Genomic DNA, 18,344 nt, shown 5'->3' with positions numbered 1-18,344 from the left:
AATTAAAACCGGAAATTAGGATACACATATGGGGTTTCTGGAGGCTCTACCTCACCAATCTCTTTAATCACCAAAGCGGGAATAAGCCAGCCGTTAAAGTCTTTTTCCACCAGTGTCCCCGTCACGCGCACCCAGCTGTCCTCCCCGTACTGTTTGGCTTCTTCTCCTTCCACTAACAATCCATAAACAGCCGAGTCAGCTGTGCAGCACGTCATGGAAAAGCGGGCCACCACCAGGTGGTCAAGGGGCATGCCTTCCTCACGGTAGACAAAGCCCATCAGTTCAATCTCTTTCCCTAGCAACTGATCTGCGTACATATTCAGCACTGAAAGCATATCCAAAAAATTGTCATCAGTAATCTTGACGACATCCTGCTCCAAGGCTTCTTTGAGCAGCTGGCCGTAATAATCATCGAGATCCACTGTGGCCACTATGTCCTCATAAGTGAAGTGTTCCCCGAGCTCCCCTGCTTCCAGCTCCGCCAGATCATCAGCCGCTGCCCTAGTCTCTTCCTCAGCTGATTGTTTGGGTTGATCATCAAATTGGAGCATGCGTGAATTGAATTGATCGCTCAGTTGTACGCCCCTGGTGGCTGCGATTGAGCTGTCCAACACTTTCTCCGGTAACAGAAGGCCACTTAGAACCGGCAAGAGAAAGATCGTGTAAATCACAACTTTTTTCCAGCGCTTATCAGGCAAGGCATGAGTGCCTTCACACCCGCAAGTGTCCTCCTTACCGGCTTTATCCGTGCTTCTTAAGATTTGCAAGATACTTAATACCAGCAAAACAGCCACCGAAAAATAAATAAAAGGCATCATGCGCGGGGCAATGTAATATTGTATTTGTCCGCTCAATATCAGACTGAGTAACAGCATGGTAAAGCCAAACAGAATAATGCCTCTGAAGAAGTGTTGAAAACCATGTTCCTGTTCCATGAAGAGCCCTCCTGTCTTCAGTCCCCAGCGTTTACAAAATGACCAACTGCAACAGCATCACGGCTAAAAAGACAGCGATGGTAACTGTAGCTATAAATGCCAGAGCAAATTTGGGCTTAAAATAAGCAAACAGCATCACCGTATTTTTTAAGTCTAACATCGGGCCATAGACCAAGAAGGCCACCAAGGAGCCTGTGGTGAACATACTGCCGAAGGAGGCTGCTACAAAGGCGTCTGCTTCTGAACACAGGGACAATAGATAAGCAAAAACCATCATCACCAGCGTAGAGCTCCATTCATGGGAACCGATTGCTAATAACAGCTGCCGGTCTAGAAACGTTTGAACAACACCGGCAACAAAGGCACCGGCAATCAAATATTTACCCATATCAAAAAATTCATCAGCGGCATGATACAGGGTATGCTTCAGCTTGGTCCAGGGCCTCTCTTTGTGCTGGTGGTGTCCATGTTCATGACCGGCATGATGGCTCTGTTTGGCGGAGCTGTGCTGTGGCTGTGCCGGTTGCCGTTTCACTTGGTCACTATTTTTAAACAGCAGATAGAGAATCAATCCGACCAGTATGGCCAATACAAAAGCCAAAATCATACGGCTGTACAACACGGTCAGATTAGTGCGGAAAGCGAAGAAGGTGGAGGCAAACACAACAGGATTCAAGATGGGGGCCCCCACAAGAAAGACAACCCCGACATGCAGGGGCATTCCTTTTAGAATCAAGCGGCGCACCACCGGAATAATCGCACATTCACAAATAGGAAAAACCGCTCCCAGTACCGCTGCCGGAAACAGGGCAGCATAAGCATTTTGAGGCAAATAGCGCTGAATGGTTTCATCGCTGACATAGACTTGGATCAGTCCAGAGACAAACACCCCCAGCAAAATAAAAGGAATCGCCTCAAGCACAATGCTGAGAAAAATCGTATTGACACTTAGCCAAGCATGAGGCAAAGCAATAAGTGGATCGTCCCCTTTAAAACGATCTATATTAAAAAAGACCAATAAAAAGAACCCTAACAAAGCCAATGCTAGGATGTCTGGCAGCCAGGCTTTGCTTTGCCCTGTCTTGCCCTGTTTACCGGTCCAGGCCTGCACCATTAATCGCCACCTTTACACTGATCACAATAGCCGTAGATCTCAAATTTATGTCCGGTAATCGTAAAGCCGTCCGGTGTGCCAAAGATAGCATCCATGGGACACATATTAATGCGCTCAGTCCGGCCGCATTCGGTACAAATCAGATGATGGTGGTGGTTATGGGGGGAACAAGTCATGCGGTAGATCCGCTCGTCTTTAAGTTGAGTTGCTTCCACGATCTCCAGCTGTTCAAACAAAGCCAGGTTGCGGTAGATGGTGTCAAAACTGATGCCTGGATAATATTCTTGCATTTTTTCTAACATTTCCTTAGCTGTCATATACCTTTTTTCAGCAGCAAAAATACGAATCATCTCTTCCCGCTTACCGGTGTATTTATACCCTTTCTCTTTTAAAATCTTCAACGCTTCTTCCACCGTCATAGCCGTTCCTCCATTTAGAATGAAGCATGTTTTCCACTGCCAATCTTTACGTCATTGTACCTTTATTTTTGAATGTTAGCAACGGCACGGCTCATGTAAACCTTTGCTCCTTATGGTGTCTGGGCTCTCTTGCCCCCTCTTTCAGGTGCACAATGGGGATGTAGATCAAAATAATCCCTAATCAGTTTGAATGACCCATTTTTTAATACCCAGCACGGTGATGAGAATCAAAAAAGCGATGACCACAATTGTTCCACCAGGTGCCCAGTTAAAAGTATATGAGCAATATAAGCCCAGTATCACGGACAGCTCCCCAAACAGGATAGCGTACAGAAAAGTCTGCTTAAAACTGTTAGCCAACTGAATACTGGCTGCAACAGGCAAAACCATCAAGGCCGAGACAAGTAAAATGCCCACAATCCGCATTGCTGAAGCAATAACCAGAGCGACCAAAATGGTAAAGACGAGATTAATCCACCGGCGGGGAATGCCGGTAATACGCGCATGCTCATCGTCAAACGACAGCGAAAACAATTCTTTATATAATAAAGTCACAACAAGCAGGACAACGGCACCGATCACCATAATCGTATTCCGGTCGGTCCGGGTAATGGCGATGATGCTGCCAAATAAATAATTGAATAAGTCCACATTAAAGCCGTTGGCAATAGAAATGAAGACCACACCCAAACCGATGCCGGTAGATAAAATAATCGGAATCGGCAGCTCCTGATAAAACCTGTAACTTTTGCGCAGCCGTTCAATGATAAGCGCTCCTGCCACCGCAAAACCCATGCCCATATAAACCGGATTCAATGCGGCAAAGAAAGAAAAATATTTGGCCAGCAACAGATTGAAGGCAATGCCGGTCAAGCTGACATGGGACAAAGCATCGGCAATCATAGACAAACGCCGGACAACAAGAAAAACACCTAATAAAGGTGCCAAAAAACCGATGATTATACCTGAGATTAGAGCATGGCGCATAAACTCAAAATGAATTAAAACGTCGATCATAGATAAGACTCCTCAATGTGAATGTTCCAAAATGCGCACATGATGGCCGTAAGCCGTAGCCAGAATGGCTTCCTGGTTTTTGACAAACTCGCGGGGATCTCCATGGAAAAAGAGCTTTTTGTTTAAGCAGGCCACTTGCTTCACTTTGTCCGTAATCACACCGATGTCATGGCTGACCAACAGCAAGCTGATTCCCATCTGTTCATTAAGCTGTTCCAATAAATCAAAGAAGCGGCTGACTGAATCAACATCCACTCCCACCGTCGGCTCATCCAAAATGAGCAGCTCGGGCTTGCTGACCAAAGCTCGGGCAATAAATGTCCGCTGTTGCTGACCGCCTGACAATTTACCAATATTGCGGTGGGCCAGATCTTCCAGCCCGACCAGTTTGATGGCCTGCATAATTTGTTCTTTTTCCCGCTTGCCGATCCAGCGGAACAGTCCCAATTTGCCAAACAGACCGGTGGCCACCACTTCATACACAGTGGCTGGAAATCCGGAATTGAAACTGTTGGCTTTCTGGGAGACATAGCCTATCTTAGACCAGTCTTTAAAAGCTGAAACAGGCTGACCAAACAGTTTAACTTCACCCGTCTGCGGGTGAAGCAGGCCCAGAATAATTTTGATCAGCGTTGATTTGCCAGAACCATTGGGCCCCACCAGACCCAGGAAATCCCCCTGGGTCATGGTGAGATTGATATCCTCAAGCACTTTTGTTTTGGCATCATATTGAAAAGTAATATTCTTTAACTCGATCACAGTTTTAGATTGATTGGGTCTCATGGTTACTCCTGGTAGCCCAGAGCTTTTTTCAGTACATCCAAATTTTGCTCCATAATGGAGAAATAGTCTGCACCCTGGGCCAGTTCCTCCTCCGTCAAGGATTCAAGATTATGCAACACCAACGATTCCGCCCCGGTTTCACTCTTAATCACTTCGGCCACCTTTAGTGTGACCGTATTTTCAAACAAGATATATTGGATTTCATTCTCTTGGACAAACTCAATAATTTCTCTCATACGTTGGGGACTTGGCTCCTGTGAAGGGCTCAGGCCGGCAATTCCCACCTGGTTCAGGTCATAGCGCCAAGCCAAGTAACCAAAGGCTTCATGGGAAACAACAAAATCTCTCCGTTGTATATTTTGGCTCATCTCTTCAAATTTAGCATGAAGTTCATCAAACCCTTGAGCCAATTCGCTGTAATTCTGCTCATAATACTCAGCATGCTCCGGATCAATCTCTACCAACGCATCTTTTATGGCCTCAGCCTGTTGCTTGGCCCGCAATGGATCGAGCCAGACATGGGGATCCAATTCCCCGTGATCATGCTCATGGTCATGATCCTCTTCTTTACCGTGAGCGTGGTCATGATCGTGGTCGTGATCATGATCCTCTTCCTTGCCATGACCGTGATCGTGTCCATGGTCATGATCTTGATCATGCACGTAGCCGGTCTCCTCGTTGGTCAACAACTCCACATTGGCTGTGCTGTCTACCACTTTTAAGTCCGGATTGTCCACGGCTTCCAGAATTTTTTCGATCCATCCTTCTAAGCCACCCCCATTATATACGAATAAATCCGCTTTGTGAAGGTTAACAATGTCGTTGGGAGTAGGCTCAAAGTCATGGGGCTCAGCTCCGGGTGGAATTAAGTTAATCACTTCGGCACGCTCGCCGGCAATTTTCGTGGCAAAATCATAAAGTGGAAACAGACTGGTGTAAACAAGCAGACGCTCTTCCTCTGCTGATACAGAAGCAGCCTCCTCCGGCTGTACATCCTCTTCAGGTGCTGGCGCTTCCTCCGCAGGGCTGCAGGCCATCAGCGCCATGGACAAAACGAGCATGGTGCTAAGCAAAACCAGAATGGATTTTAGATACAACTTACGTTCCCCCTTTAATATTAAAAATCATAATCAATCTGATTTAATTCAGTAGTGATTATACCGTACTTTTTCCGGTTTGTAAACGAACATCTCTATTTATCACGTTTAACTTACCTCCGACAGAAGTCTCCCACTTCTAAGCGAAGCGAAAGTGGGAGATGAATGTCGGTTTGATGTAGCCTCAATATGATGATTGTGGTAAAATAAAATCAAACAAACGTTCGTATTGTGGGCAGGTGATGCGGATATGGCCAACAAAGCCTACAAATTCCGTCTGTATCCAACACAAGAACAGGAACAACTGCTCGCCAAAACGTTCGGTTGCGTCCGTTTCGTCTACAACAAAATGCTTGAGGAACGCATACAAATTTATGAAAAGTTCAAAGACGACAAAGAAGCTTTGAAACAGCACAAATTTCCCACTCCGGCCAAGTACAAACGGGATTTTCCGTGGCTCAAAGAAGTCGATAGCCTTGCCTTAGCCAACGCTCAATTAAACCTGCAAAAAGCATTCACCAACTTCTTCTCTGGCCGGGCGGGATTTCCCAAGTTCAAAAGCCGCAAGGCCAAACAGTCGTACACGACAAATGTGGTCAACGGAAACATTAAGCTTGCAGATGGCTATATCCAGTTACCCAAACTGAAATGGGTCAAATTGAAGCAACATCGGCAGATTCCTGTTCACCACATCATCAAGGCTTGTACGATCACCAAAACAAAAACAGGAAAATATTTTATCTCCATCCTGACTGAGTATGAACACCAACCGGTGCCAAAAGAAATAGAAAACGTTGTTGGGCTCGATTTTTCCATGAATACGCTGTATGTCGATAGCGAGGGTAAGAGAGCCAATTATCCTCGATTTTACCGGCAAGCCTTGGAAAAACTGGCCCGAGCGCAACGGGTGCTGTCACGCCGCCGGAAAGGTTCCAACCGTTGGCACAAACAGCGGCTGAAAGTCGCCCAGTTGCACGAAAAGATTGCCAACCAACGTCAGGACTTTTTGCACAAGACTTCACGACAATTGGCCAACCGGTATGATGCCGTGATGATTGAAGACCTCAACATGAAGGGGATGTCTCAAGCCCTCCATTTCGGTCAAAGCGTCCACGACAACGGCTGGGGCCTGTTCACTACTTTCCTTCAGTACAAATTGGAAGAACAGGGAAAGAAGCTGATCAAAATTGACAAATGGTTCCCCTCATCCAAAACGTGTTCATGTTGTGGTCGAGTGAAGGTGTCTCTATCTCTCTCCGAACGTCTATTTCGTTGTGAATGCGGTTTTGTGGCAGACAGAGACACCAACGCCGCCATCAATATCAAAAAGGAAGGCCTGAAACAGTTAGGGATTGCCTAAATTCTTGCTGGAACCGTGGGGCACACGGGGATCGCTCGGTCAACTTCCCATCATGAGACGGGATTACCCGAGAAGCCCCCACCTCTAAGCGTTAGCGTAGGTGGTGGGAGTATGTCACACCCCTAATTTACAATTAAGCGCATCCAGATAGCTCAGGATACCGGCAACAAATGCCTGATCACACTATACGTCAGCAGGGGAACGATTTCCAAGGAATAAGTCAGCTCCAAGCGTTCAAATTTTTTATGGGCATCAAAGCCGTAAGGGCCAATGTTACAAACAGGAACATTAACATCATTACTCAACAGCTTGCAGTTCTCCATCTAATAATTGGTACATTTTTTGCTGCCATTTTTCATCGTCAACAATGATTTGAAAAGAGATACGGCGGTTTTGCTGCAGGGATTCAGGGTCATCTCCCTCAGCAATAGGTTTAAACTCTGAGTAACCGGTGGCGGCAAAATATTGGGCGTATTTATCATGTGCTAATACAGGGTTCACCTCAAACAAATATTTCACCACAGCGACGGCCCGTTGTGTGGAGAGTGTCCAGTTGTCATAAGGAACGGTATCTGTGTGACCTTCAATTAAGATAATGTACAGGTATTGGCTGATCTCTTCCAGCTCTATAATGCGTTGAAAGGCAACAGCCAGGGGACGTAAAATGGCTTTGCCTTGCTCACTGATTTCCGCTTGGCCCGTTTCAAATAAAATATCCCCCTCAATAGAAATGGTATTATTGGGGCCGCGGATAATCTTATCCTCTCCCACCCTTTCCTCCAGTTCTTCCTGAATGAGATCAGCAATATGTTTTTTGACCGCAGCAACCTGGGCCATCTCCCGTTTGATCTCCCGCTGGGCATAAGCATCAAAAATGCTTTGCACAAAAGCAATCAGGGCTACAAATAACATGACCAAGACAATAGTGGCCATCATGTCGGTAAATGAAGGCCAAAAGGAGGCCGCCTGTTCTTCACCACGATAGTAGCTTTTGCGTCCTCTCATCTGCTCTCCTCCTAATAGTTGCCTTCCCTGACCATGGGCGAACGTCCCGGTTCCGGTGAATAGAGGCGCTGCCCCATTTGTGAACGTCCCCACTCAAACATGCTGAGCAGAATTTGTTGGATATCCTGTGAAAAGCGGTGCATGTTATGAAACTCCCGCTCCAGCAAATGTTGGATGCTTTCCAATTCCCGGATCATCTCCCGCCATTCCCGCTCCTGATTGGCCCCATAAGTTTGACGAGCCCAGGATTTTTCAAGCACCTGCTGCAAGAGTACAGCCAGCTCCCGCTTGAAACGTTCCAAACCATCTTCCCACTGGCGCTCCAGATGCTGTACAGCCTGGCTGAACGACTCGGCCGCCCGGACAAATTGGTCGTTCTTTTCTTGGAAACGGTAATACCACTCATCCTGGTTTTGCTCATGTTGACGCCTGTTCTCTTCCAACATATCCCGTACATGCCGCTGGAGCTCTTCTGTCAGTCCCCTCACAAATTGGACCAATTCTTCGTTTTTCCGCTCTGTCAGTTTGATCAGTTGATCAGACCGTTCCACAACCAGTTGCAAATGTTTGGCGCTCTCTTGGTTGCGGTCCGTTAATCGTTTAAATTCCTGCCCTACTGCACCAATCGTTTTGGACAGTTCACCCAGCTGCCTGGCCGCCTGCTCCTCTTGCTTTTTAAACTGCCCAACATTCCGTTCCAGTACCTGCCCAAACTCCAACAGGCGGGCCGTTCCCTGTTCAAAACGGGACGTGAAACTTGCCGATTGATGGATCACTTCTTCAAGTCCGGCGATGTTTTGTTGCAGAAGCTGTGCAGTTTTAAGAATTTCATCGCCAAATGCCTTAACGCTTTGATCAAAGCTTTCTTTGACTTTGGCGACCAGACGATCAAGGAGCCGCTCCAGGGAGTCTTTTGGTTTCTCCTGTTGCACCTGAAGCTGCACTTGGTGATCAAGAAAGCTTTCTGCCCGGGTCATAAACAAGTTTTTGGCTTGTGCCCAACTCGGTCCGATCCCCAGCCGGGTGAAGAGACCGGAATGAAACACATGCAAACAAAACGCGGTCCCGATCCCGGCGATACTGGTAATAAAAGCAAAACTCATCCCTCGAAAAGGCTCGCTGATGGCCGTCACAATGGCAGCTACACTCATCACTTCCGAGCCGGAATCCGTCCCCAAGCGCAGCAGCGTGTCTTGCATGGCAAACAAGGCCATTGTTAACCCCAAAAACGTCCCCAACAGTCCTGCAATAATCGCCCAGGACGGCAACTGGTGCAAAATGCGCTCCACGACCCCGACGGGAAGACGAAACAAGCTCAACAGATGGAGTTGGCGTTCGTAAACTCCCTTTTCTACAATCGCCTGCGTGTTAACAAACTCGATTCCCTGTGAACGGTGCCGGCGGTATTCACTGATCATCCCTTCAATAAGCTCATCTTTCAGGGCCTGATCCGGCCAATATTCCCTGGTTTCATACTCCATTAAACGTTCCAGCCACTTCTGGTACAAGTTGGACAGCTGTATGTTGCCAATCATCCCTGTTAAGCCTATAAAAGCAATAAGACCTAAGACAACATAAAAAAGCTGATGTGATTCCACGGCTTTTCCCCTCCTCTAATGCCTATGTATATTCACAGCTTGACTAATGATGAGGAAATAAAAAAGGGAAGCCGATGAGCTTCCCTGTTTTCCGTTATTTCTTTTCCTTTTCCTGGCATGAACGGCATTGTCCATACAGCTCGATATTGACCGCATCCAACTTGAAACCGAAACGCTCCGCAATGGCTCCAAAGTTAATAAACAAGTCCAGATCCATATCCTCAATGGAGCCACATGTCTCACAGATCAGGTGATTGTGGCTCTCTTTTGATACTTCAAACCGTGTGCAATCCTCTCCACAATGAATGTCCCGTACCAGCCCCGCCTGTTTGAAAAAACGCAGGGTATTATAAACGGTGGCCATGCTCATATTGGGGTAATGTGGCCGCAAATGATCCATGATTTGCTCAGCAGTCGGATGTTTTAATTTTTTCAGGGCGTTAAAAATGGCCACACGCTGAGGCGTCACACGTATGTTGTGGGAGCTTAACAATTCGACAATGGAACTGTCCATCTTCTGGGACATCCGGATCCCTCCCTTAGCACCAGCCCAAATCACAGCCCTCCACATATTGTTTGACATTTTCTTGTTTTGGTTTTGGCCGGGAGGATGCTCCATTCAGTACAGCATCCCAATCCACTTGAACGGAACCCAAAGTTGTACCTTTATAGGCGATCACCAAGGTGTTTCCGTTCAAATCAATGCGCAGGTCTTTGAGCAGTTCATTTTTGTCCATGATACGCTCCTCCTTGTTTTGGCTTTTTACTAGTATGATCAACCAGCTTGTTAATCAATCCTGTCAGCTCTTCATAACTTTTTCATAGAGATAATAACTAATACTTTTTTATAATTATTATAAATTAGTATTACGTATTGTCAAATCCGTGTTTGTCATCAAACTTTTAACTTACCTCCGACAGAAGTCTCCCACTTCTAAGCGAAGCGAAAGTGGGAGATGAATGTCGGTTTGATGTAGCCCTCAATATGATGAGTGTGGTAAAATAAAATCAAACAAACGTTCGTATTGTGGGTAGGTGATGTCGATATGCCCAACAAAGCCTACAAATTCCGTCTGTATCCAACAAAAGAACAAGAACAACTGCTCGCCAAAACGTTCGGTTGCGTCCGCTTCGTCTACAACAAAATGCTTGAAGATCGTCTACGCATTTATGACACGTTCAAGGGCGACAAAGAAGCCTTGAAAAAACACAAATTTCCCACTCCGGCCAAGTACAAAAAAGATTTTCCGTGGCTCAAAGAAGTCGATAGCCTTGCCTTAGCCAACGCCCAGTTAAACTTACAAAAAGCATTCACCAACTTCTTCTCTGGCCGAGCGGGATTTCCCAAGTTCAAAAGCCGCAAGGCGAAACAGTCGTACACCACAAATGTGGTTAATGGCAACATGAAGCTTTCAGATGGTTCTATCAAGTTACCCAAATTGAAATGGGTCAAATTCAAGCAACATCGGGAGATTCCTGTTCACCACATTATCAAGGCTTGTACGATCACGAAAACGAAAACAGGAAAATATTTTATCTCCATCCTGACAGAATACGAGCACCAACCGGTGCCAAAAGAAATAGAAAACGTTGTTGGGCTCGATTTTTCCATGAATACGCTGTATGTCGATAGCGAGGGTAAGAGAGCCAATTATCCTCGATTCTATCGGCAAGCCTTAGAAAAACTGGCCCGAGCGCAACGGGTGCTGTCACGCCGCAGGAAAGGTTCCAACCGTTGGCACAAACAACGGCTGAAAGTAGCCAAGTTTCACGAAAAGATCGCCAACCAACGTAAGGACTTTCTACACAAGGAATCACACCAATTAGCGAAACGGTATGACTGTGTGGTTATCGAAGACCTCAACATGAAGGGGATGTCTCAAGCCCTTCACTTTGGCAAAAGCGTCCACGATAATGGCTGGGGCATGTTCACCACTTTCCTTCAGTACAAATTGGAAGAACAGGTGAAGAAGCTCATCAAAATCGACAAATGGTTCCCCTCATCCAAAACGTGTTCATGTTGCGGCCAGGTGAAGGAGTCTTTATCCCTCTCAGAACGTCTATTTCGTTGTGCATGCGGTTTTGTGGTAGACAGAGATATCAACGCCGCCATCAATATCCACAAGGAAGGCCTGAAACAGTTAGGGATTGCCTAACTTCTGTATAGAACCGTGGGGCACACGGGGATCGCTCGGTCAACTTTCCATCATGAGATGGGATTACCCGAGAAGCCCCCACCTCTAAGCGTCAGCGTAGGTGGTGGGAGTATGTCACGATCCTCTAAAGGGGCGTACGCATAAGAAAGGCGAAGATACTGGGTGGAGTGGCGGTCATAGAGATGCCTGGATTAATCAAAATGCCTTCTGTCAATGCTTTTTCAAATAATCATATCATTTGGTTGGGTTAATCACCATCCATTTGGCTGGTGACAGGCTGTGTTAACCGCAAAGTGCCTGCTAAGGTGACGGACTTGGAATTAAACCTCTTGTCCAACCAATCTGACGGAGTGACAAAACCATATCTTTGAGACAACACGTACAACCGGGGAGCAAACAACAAATATCCGGCAATAACAAGAATCATGAACGTGAAAACCACCCTCAAATGAGAGTGGTTATTCACCCATCTTAAAGACCACTCCCGGCGCCCCTGTTGGGAGTGGCCTAGAAGCCAATCGTGTAGGGGGCATTGATTGGCTAATATCATATTAACATCTTAACCCCCCTATAAACTGTTTATTTCATGCAAAAAAACTGCAACAAAACTGCAAGGAACAGACTACGGTCTTTCTTTGACTTCCCATTCACTCTGTAAAACCATTCTTACGACAAATAAATCACGCATATGGCCAACGTATTGCATATATTCACTTTCGATGTCTTTAGCATCCACATCAATCGGCCCTGTTACCACAGGTTTGCTCCAATACTCATACAACTCCGGCAAATATTCCTCCGAATAATCCAACAACGCTTGATGTGCCTCGTGAACTTTCACTGAATGATCATAAGCCTTATGCAATAAATTACGATCATTGGTTCCCTCTGAAAGCTCTTTGGCATAACCATATAAACTCAAATCATTTTTCCGCCTTTCTCTTTCTTCTTCTTCCGCCCCATCAGGTAAGACAAACCCTTGTTCCAATTCCTTAATTTTATCCACCACATAATCAATATGTTTCTGATCATACTTTTCGTAAAGAGTTTCCCTGACATTCAGTAACTCCTTATTCGTGTAAACTGTCCCCTCATGGAGCACAACCTCACCAACGGGTATACCTTGGTCGGCCCTGATGATCTGAGGACGTTCACCTTCAAAGCTAACCTCACCTTTGGAAGCCTCAGACAGCATGTCAATGTCATTTGGATGGACATTACCATCATAGACCTCGACTGCTTTATCTAACAACGTTCTGAAATCCTCGTTCTCTTGATAACGCCTTGCGATTTCAACCGTTCCTTTGATATAAGCCTTGATGTACTCAGGCAATTGATCCAACTGTTCTTTCACTTCTGGCTTCATGACATGATTGTAAACATCTTCCCCTGTGGCTAAGAAGTATATCTTACCATCATTATCAATCTTTACAGTACTCAACTCCTCCACTCTCGCAACCTGGAGCCGTTTCCTGATCTCCTCGTTTTCTTCAAAATACGCTCTTGCCTTATCATTTGATCTGATTAAATCCCGAACATATTCACTGTCAATTTTTGCAAGTTCAGCCTCAAAATCAAGACTTGTTTCCTCCTCTTCACTCACTTCCGCTGTTGCATATTCTTCATCAATCGTTTCTTCACCACACCCGGCCAATAAAAACAAGCTGACAAATAGCATTCCGACTGTCACAAAACGGAAAATGTTCATATCAATGCCCCCTACCAATTTTTTCAGGCACGATTATATCAAAGTCAAAAAATACAGACCAGCATTTCCCAAAAAAATGCCGGGTTCTCCCTAAACACCCAGCTTCCCCTGGCCGATAAACTCATAATTGGCTGTACAACCGGGCATGATATACTCTAACTGCCTTCAAAATTCTTGATCCCCGCCTTATATGTCTTGTAATTGCGAAGGTGATGCTCAATGGCCCTGATCTTTAGCGCTTTCTTCTTGGTTGTCCACCTGTCACGCGTAGCGATCACCTGATCAGCTCCTCAATTGATCAATGCATACAAAAGGGAAGGATCAAACTCTGTAAAATCCTCATCGCCTGGCCTCATAATAGCCAAATAAGTTGCATTTTCCGGCGTGACCCCCAACTCATCCAATGTCTCAAGCATCTCCTGGTCCGAAAAAGCATAACCGTGATACCCTATTTCTTTGCCATCCTCAGAATTGATCTTTTGTGGTATTCCACCCACAACCTGTGCCACCATCTGGCCACCTTTTAACCCTTCCTTTCAAACCTTGAACAAGCAACCCAATTCGCCCGGTGATCCGATCCCGGGCCATTGGTATTGATCCTTAAACCGCATAAGATTAGCTTCTCCCCAATCATCTGACATCAAGCTCATCTCCATCTGCATCCTGATCACTACTTTTATTTCTTTCTTTCTTTTTTCCTAGATTTCTTACTTTCTACTTTTCTATCTATCAATCTTATTTTACTTAACACCCTCTCCTGAAACTGGGATAACTCTCCCTCACCCCAAAACCCCCTTTGCGATCTGTGCCAACACAAACGCATCAGTAATCTCCTTACTCTCGTATCCCCAACGCTTATACACATGAATGGCCACGCTGATCTTATTCGCATTGTCATACGCTCCGGTAAACCTCTTCAATTGACCTGGGGCAACCTCAAGATAAGGGATCGCATTACTGCACTTAATTATCCTGTAACTCCATACAACGAGAAGTTATTTGGTTATTTTATAATAATTATAAGTTAATATTGATTATAATTTTGTATTTGATATAATTTCTTATAGAGATGATTACAGTTATCATTAATCCAGGGAGAGGAGTTGGATCATGCAAATCGCCAAAAAAGCAATACCGTACACACCAAACCCCAAACCGTTACATGAGATGAACATTATGATTGTCTCAACGGCCGGGGTGCACCATAAAGATCAGGAGCCCTTCAACACTGATCCGACTGTAGGTGATGCCTCCTTCCGTATCATTCCGGGTGATGTCAACTCTGCCGAGCTGACTGTGACACATGCAGCACCAAAGGAACATTATAATACGGATGCCCCCAAGGAAGACATTAACTGTGTTTTCCCCATTGACCGGCTCCGTGAACTTGCTGCAGATGGAGAGATTAAGGGCTTGGCCGAAAAACATATCACCATGATGGGTTACTCGATGAGATTAAAGAAAATAAATGAAGAAACTATTCCAGCTCTAGTCAAGGAAGTGGTTCGCTCCCAAGCTGACGGTGTTCTGCTCACGGCTGGATGACCGCTTTGTCACCGTACTGTGGTCACAGTACAACGCGCCATTGAAGCACAAGGGATTCCAACCACGCTGATCACCCTTGACGTGGAACAATCCAGTTTAATGCGGCCGCCTCGGGCCATACACCCGATGCAATTTGAGTTTGGCCATTCCCTTGGCAAACCTCATGATAAACACACCCAAACCAAAGTATTAATGGCTGCTTTGGAGCAGCTAACCATCAAACAAGAACCAGGTCAAATTCACGAGATCCATTTCCCGAGTTACAATAAATAAGCAGTAAATGATGAGGGAGCATCGCTTTTCATCATACATTGATAGTGAAATTGATCAAGGGACTGTCCTAAACTTTATTCGTTGGACAGTCCCTTTAAAACATTTTCAATGGCAAAAACTTTGACCGATAACCCAATGATCCCCAGCGAAATAATAACCAGTGCAAAGATTAAGCACAAGGCCACCACAGTTAAATGTGCAAGCTGTCTATAAACTGTTGGCAGATGGTATCTAGGCTCCATCCACACACTGTCGATCACTAAGGTACATATGACACCTGCAAAAAGAAGGGAGCCTAACGCTCCCTTTACTACACAGCTATATGACCTTTATATTCCCCTTATTACACTGAAACACTCTGCTTCCCTTCAAGCTTCTTCCGCCAGTTGCGGTCGGCGATATCCAACGCTTCTTCCGCCAGTTCAACCGCTTCCTGGAACTGCAAATCCCTGAAAGCCTGTTCGGCATCTTCCAGTATTTCTCTAACTTCTGCATGCTCCCGGCGGAATCGGTTCCCGAACTGAATCAATTGCTCCGCTTTTTGGGCTAACTCGATAACAATCGACGCAACTTGGGAAATGGACTGCACTTGTGTTTTAGCCTCTTTCAACTGATGTTGAACCCGATGCATGTCAATCGGGGTTTGTTCTAATGAGGCCTGCAGCTCCTGTAAGGCTTCGGCAGCAATGTTCAGGCCGGACTGTACATGATCAGGAAGACCAGGCAGATTGCTTTTACGCAAGTTGACCCTTACTTTAGTCAGATTCCGCTTTAATTCTTGAGCTTCCGCTTTGGCCTCCAATTCGTCCTTACGGATGGTTTGAATTTCTTCTTCAAAGGCTGCAGTTTTTTCCAAAAGCTGGTCGTAATGTTTAAAATATCGTTCCAGTTCAGGTTTCAAAGCAGGATACAGTTGATGCATTTTTTCGGGATCTACTTTTAGAGCATCATAGGTATGCTGCAAGGCCTTAAACATTTTTTGCAATGTTTCATGTTTGCTTTCCCATTCGCTATCCCAGGAATAGGCCAGTTTAAATTCGGACACCGTGCGTTTCAATTCATTAAATTTATCCAGCAGCGCCGCGTGCTTGTCATCCAGTTGCCCCAATTTCTCGATCACGTAAGCCTTGTTCTCCACTTCTTGTTCCAAACGCTGATAGATTTCTTCAATCCCTTCAAGCACATGGTCTTGCCAGTGTTTCATCCTCTCAATGTCTCCGTTTTGCATGTAAGCTACAACTTGATGCTTGGATTTAAGCATTTCGGCCAGCTGCTCTTCGGCTCCCGTGTGGCTTACCTGATACCCTTTCCTTTCCATTTCCTGTATGGCCTCTTCAACTTCTTGCAGCTTGCGGGGGATATCATGCTCGATGGTGCGGATGATATTGGGGCAAACCTCTATGGCTTCGTACAGTTCCTGACAGGCCTGATCAACCTTGTTCAGCAACTCCCGAGCCTGAAAATAATTGCCGTTGTTATGTTCCTCCTGGAATTGATGATACCAATCAACAGCCTGCTTATATTTGTCATACCACACCGGATAGGAAATGCCCAGACCCATGGCATGTTTGTGTAATAAACGCTTTAACTCTTGTAATTGCTCGTGCAACACTGTCATTTTTTCCCGGTTGCTCGTTTCGCTGTCAGTCAGCTGATCAATCTCTTCCTTGATCGTTTCCAACGTTTCTTCAACGCTCCATAATTTTTCCTGCGCTTCTTGTAAAAGCTGACGGCACGTGACCAAACGGAACCGCAGCGCATAATCTTCGATGTCAATCAGCATTTCTTCCAGATCTGGCAAGATATCGGTCACAATTTCTTCCCACTGTGACTTCCACTTTTCAAAGCTGGCTTCCGTTTCACCAGCCAGTTTTAAATTTTTCAAACGAGCCAATTCATCGGCGACGGGACGGTTTTCAATATCGTTTTTCCACTGTTCCAGCTTGTCTACCTGCTGGTAAATCCGACGGCGGTAAAGCAAACCTGCCAAATAGAGCAAAAAAACACAAATAATCAATAATAACGTTATTATCAGCCACATAGGAGGATCTCCACCTTCATCAACCCTTGTTGTTTCTCTGCTGTATTTAAAGTACATATCCGGTTTGAGAGCTTTTTCCGATCGAGAATATGTCCTTTATTTCGATGTTTTTATACAAAATCCCTGCTATCGGCAACAATTTTCTACAAAAAAATTTAGCTGCTCCAAATAACGTTGCTTAAACTCATCGGAGTGGGGTTCAATATAATACACTTTGCGGATCATCTGGGGTTGCAAAAAGGGCATGTACAATGTATTTAAAAGCTGCAAAGTAATCATTTCCACATCATTGCTTCGTAAAGTACCTGCCTGTTTTAACTCCTCTAACAAAGTTATATAATAATATTTCTCTTTGCCAAGGTAAACCGTCATAATTTCCCTGATCAATGTCGAGTCAATAGTTAATTCCCTGTAGATAAACCGTGTCATTTGATAATGTTCAAATAAATAATTAAAGCTGGCTGAAAGGGTAGACAGCAAACGTTGATAAGGTGTTAACTGCCCCTGGTCTATGTCATCAGCTTGATGCTGTTCAATCACGTTGAAGTATTCTTCATAAAATTGAACCATTAATTGTTCCAGGAGTCCCCTCTTCCCCTTAAAATAATAAGAGATCATGGCCGGGTTGACGCCCGCCCTCTGGGCAATTTGGCGCACAGTGGTGGAGTGGAATCCCTGGTAATAAAAGAGATCCAGTGCAGCTTGTTTAATCCGTTCCTTTGGCTTCTTCTGTACCCTGCTCTCCACCATGGGTCCCTCCTTGTCATGCTCATCCACTCTTTCATTCTAGCATAAGGCCTGCCTCTTTAGCAGAGGTAGACTGGTTCACAGGCACATGTTTTAGTAACTAAAAAAGCAGGCCGTCAAACAGCCCGCTTTCCGGCAGTTGTTATGCCCGTGGTCATCCGCTAGGGAGTTGGCACTCAACTTTTAACGGGGAGGAACTTGGATACAATGTTCCTCGGTTAACAACTCATCCGGCACTTCAATCTCCATCCGCAGCAGATTGGAGCCGAACGATTTGCCCAGGTTATCCGTTCTCAAGGATGACGGTGCCCCTCCCCCCAGCGCATCTTCCAGGACAAATTTAAGGGCATAAACATTGGGTACTTCGTAGCGGCTCACCTCCCCCTTCACCAGCGGTGCAAAATGGGCTTTCACTTTTTCTGGCGTGACTTCCCGTTTAAATACTTCATACATTTCTTTGGTTTTGGCAAACAGGCCCAGGTCACACGTATTGCCTTTATCTCCAGAACGGGCCTGGGCCACATAACGCAATTGCACCTTGGCCAC

General features: G+C 45.5%; 22 protein-coding genes. 4 read left to right on the top strand and 18 right to left on the bottom strand.

Features of this window, described 5'->3' with window-relative positions:
* Positions 1-2 precede the first annotated feature (2 nt).
* The 6 genes from IEW48_RS00855 to IEW48_RS00830 form a co-directional block, all read right to left on the bottom strand.
* Positions 3-935, bottom strand: a complete 933-nt coding sequence (locus IEW48_RS00855; protein WP_188622172.1) for a TIGR03943 family putative permease subunit — start codon at positions 933-935, stop codon at positions 3-5.
* 31 nt (positions 936-966) lie between these two features.
* The gene (locus IEW48_RS00850; protein ID WP_188622171.1) at positions 967-2,049 is read right to left on the bottom strand and encodes a permease; all 1,083 of its coding nucleotides are present in this window, start codon (positions 2,047-2,049) and stop codon (positions 967-969) included.
* Positions 2,049-2,468 carry a Fur family transcriptional regulator gene (locus tag IEW48_RS00845; protein WP_007504168.1) on the bottom strand — a complete coding sequence of 140 codons (420 nt, stop codon included), beginning with the start codon at positions 2,466-2,468 and terminating at the stop codon, positions 2,049-2,051. The genes IEW48_RS00850 and IEW48_RS00845 overlap by 1 nt, the downstream gene beginning before the upstream one ends.
* Before the next feature lie 177 nt (positions 2,469-2,645).
* Entirely contained in the window at positions 2,646-3,485 is an 840-nt protein-coding gene (locus IEW48_RS00840; RefSeq protein WP_007504166.1) for a metal ABC transporter permease, read from the bottom strand.
* Between the two features lie 12 nt (positions 3,486-3,497).
* A complete protein-coding gene (locus IEW48_RS00835; RefSeq protein ID WP_007504165.1) occupies positions 3,498-4,268 on the bottom strand; it encodes a metal ABC transporter ATP-binding protein in 771 nt (256 codons plus the stop codon).
* A gap of 2 nt (positions 4,269-4,270) precedes the next feature.
* Positions 4,271-5,365 (bottom strand): metal ABC transporter substrate-binding protein, encoded by a 1,095-nt coding sequence (locus IEW48_RS00830; RefSeq protein ID WP_188622170.1) that lies wholly within the window; start codon positions 5,363-5,365, stop codon positions 4,271-4,273.
* A 250-nt stretch (positions 5,366-5,615) separates the two neighbouring features.
* On the opposite strand from IEW48_RS00830, the gene IEW48_RS00825 reads away from it, so the two are divergent.
* On the top strand, positions 5,616-6,725 hold the full coding sequence (locus tag IEW48_RS00825; protein ID WP_188622169.1) for an RNA-guided endonuclease InsQ/TnpB family protein: 1,110 nt from the start codon (positions 5,616-5,618) through the stop codon (positions 6,723-6,725).
* A gap of 152 nt (positions 6,726-6,877) precedes the next feature.
* Here IEW48_RS00825 and IEW48_RS00820 read toward each other — a convergent pair whose 3' ends face one another.
* From IEW48_RS00820 to IEW48_RS00800, 5 genes are all read right to left on the bottom strand, one after another.
* Entirely contained in the window at positions 6,878-7,030 is a 153-nt protein-coding gene (locus IEW48_RS00820; RefSeq protein ID WP_188622168.1) for a hypothetical protein, read from the bottom strand.
* Positions 7,023-7,730 carry an OmpA/MotB family protein gene (locus IEW48_RS00815; RefSeq protein ID WP_188622167.1) on the bottom strand — a complete coding sequence of 236 codons (708 nt, stop codon included), beginning with the start codon at positions 7,728-7,730 and terminating at the stop codon, positions 7,023-7,025. Before IEW48_RS00815 ends, IEW48_RS00820 begins: the two co-directional genes overlap by 8 nt.
* Positions 7,731-7,741: 11 nt before the next feature.
* Entirely contained in the window at positions 7,742-9,328 is a 1,587-nt protein-coding gene (locus tag IEW48_RS00810; protein ID WP_188622166.1) for a hypothetical protein, read from the bottom strand.
* A 94-nt stretch (positions 9,329-9,422) separates the two neighbouring features.
* The gene (locus IEW48_RS00805; RefSeq protein WP_188622165.1) at positions 9,423-9,854 is read right to left on the bottom strand and encodes a Fur family transcriptional regulator; all 432 of its coding nucleotides are present in this window, start codon (positions 9,852-9,854) and stop codon (positions 9,423-9,425) included.
* A 13-nt stretch (positions 9,855-9,867) separates the two neighbouring features.
* Positions 9,868-10,065: a hypothetical protein gene (locus IEW48_RS00800; RefSeq protein ID WP_188622164.1), complete on the bottom strand. Its 198-nt coding sequence runs from the start codon at positions 10,063-10,065 to the stop codon at positions 9,868-9,870.
* Positions 10,066-10,374: 309 nt separating this feature from the next.
* Here IEW48_RS00800 and IEW48_RS00795 point away from each other — a divergent pair, with 309 nt between their 5' ends.
* Complete coding sequence (locus tag IEW48_RS00795) at positions 10,375-11,484, top strand: RNA-guided endonuclease InsQ/TnpB family protein (RefSeq protein WP_188622163.1); 1,110 nt, start codon at positions 10,375-10,377, stop codon at positions 11,482-11,484.
* A 247-nt stretch (positions 11,485-11,731) separates the two neighbouring features.
* Here the strand turns inward: IEW48_RS00795 and IEW48_RS00790 are convergent, their stop codons facing one another.
* From IEW48_RS00790 to IEW48_RS00780, 4 genes are all read right to left on the bottom strand, one after another.
* Positions 11,732-11,911 carry a hypothetical protein gene (locus IEW48_RS00790; protein ID WP_188622162.1) on the bottom strand — a complete coding sequence of 60 codons (180 nt, stop codon included), beginning with the start codon at positions 11,909-11,911 and terminating at the stop codon, positions 11,732-11,734.
* Between the two features lie 195 nt (positions 11,912-12,106).
* Entirely contained in the window at positions 12,107-13,192 is a 1,086-nt protein-coding gene (locus IEW48_RS00785; protein ID WP_188622161.1) for a hypothetical protein, read from the bottom strand.
* Between the two features lie 155 nt (positions 13,193-13,347).
* The gene (locus IEW48_RS17360) at positions 13,348-13,470 is read right to left on the bottom strand and encodes a hypothetical protein (protein WP_268236511.1); all 123 of its coding nucleotides are present in this window, start codon (positions 13,468-13,470) and stop codon (positions 13,348-13,350) included.
* 12 nt (positions 13,471-13,482) lie between these two features.
* A complete protein-coding gene (locus IEW48_RS00780; protein ID WP_188622160.1) occupies positions 13,483-13,701 on the bottom strand; it encodes a hypothetical protein in 219 nt (72 codons plus the stop codon).
* Between the two features lie 601 nt (positions 13,702-14,302).
* On the opposite strand from IEW48_RS00780, the gene IEW48_RS00775 reads away from it, so the two are divergent.
* On the top strand, positions 14,303-14,737 hold the full coding sequence (locus IEW48_RS00775; protein WP_007502450.1) for a glycine/sarcosine/betaine reductase selenoprotein B family protein: 435 nt from the start codon (positions 14,303-14,305) through the stop codon (positions 14,735-14,737).
* An 18-nt stretch (positions 14,738-14,755) separates the two neighbouring features.
* A complete protein-coding gene (locus tag IEW48_RS00770) occupies positions 14,756-15,010 on the top strand; it encodes a hypothetical protein (RefSeq protein WP_188622159.1) in 255 nt (84 codons plus the stop codon).
* Positions 15,011-15,353: 343 nt separating this feature from the next.
* On the opposite strand, the gene IEW48_RS00765 is transcribed toward IEW48_RS00770, so the two are convergent.
* The 3 genes from IEW48_RS00765 to IEW48_RS00755 form a co-directional block, all read right to left on the bottom strand.
* Positions 15,354-17,051, bottom strand: a complete 1,698-nt coding sequence (locus tag IEW48_RS00765; RefSeq protein ID WP_188622158.1) for a septation ring formation regulator EzrA — start codon at positions 17,049-17,051, stop codon at positions 15,354-15,356.
* 126 nt (positions 17,052-17,177) lie between these two features.
* A complete protein-coding gene (gene refZ, locus IEW48_RS00760) occupies positions 17,178-17,798 on the bottom strand; it encodes a forespore capture DNA-binding protein RefZ (protein ID WP_188622157.1) in 621 nt (206 codons plus the stop codon).
* Positions 17,799-17,981: 183 nt separating this feature from the next.
* Positions 17,982-18,344 (bottom strand): AtuA-related protein, encoded by a 363-nt coding sequence (locus IEW48_RS00755; RefSeq protein ID WP_007502746.1) that lies wholly within the window; start codon positions 18,342-18,344, stop codon positions 17,982-17,984.

The organism is Caldalkalibacillus thermarum (genome assembly GCF_014644735.1).
Taxonomy (GTDB): domain Bacteria; phylum Bacillota; class Bacilli; order Caldalkalibacillales; family Caldalkalibacillaceae; genus Caldalkalibacillus; species Caldalkalibacillus thermarum.
The sequence above is the reverse complement of the archived record's forward strand: the minus strand, read 5'-3'. Positions and strand labels throughout refer to the sequence as shown.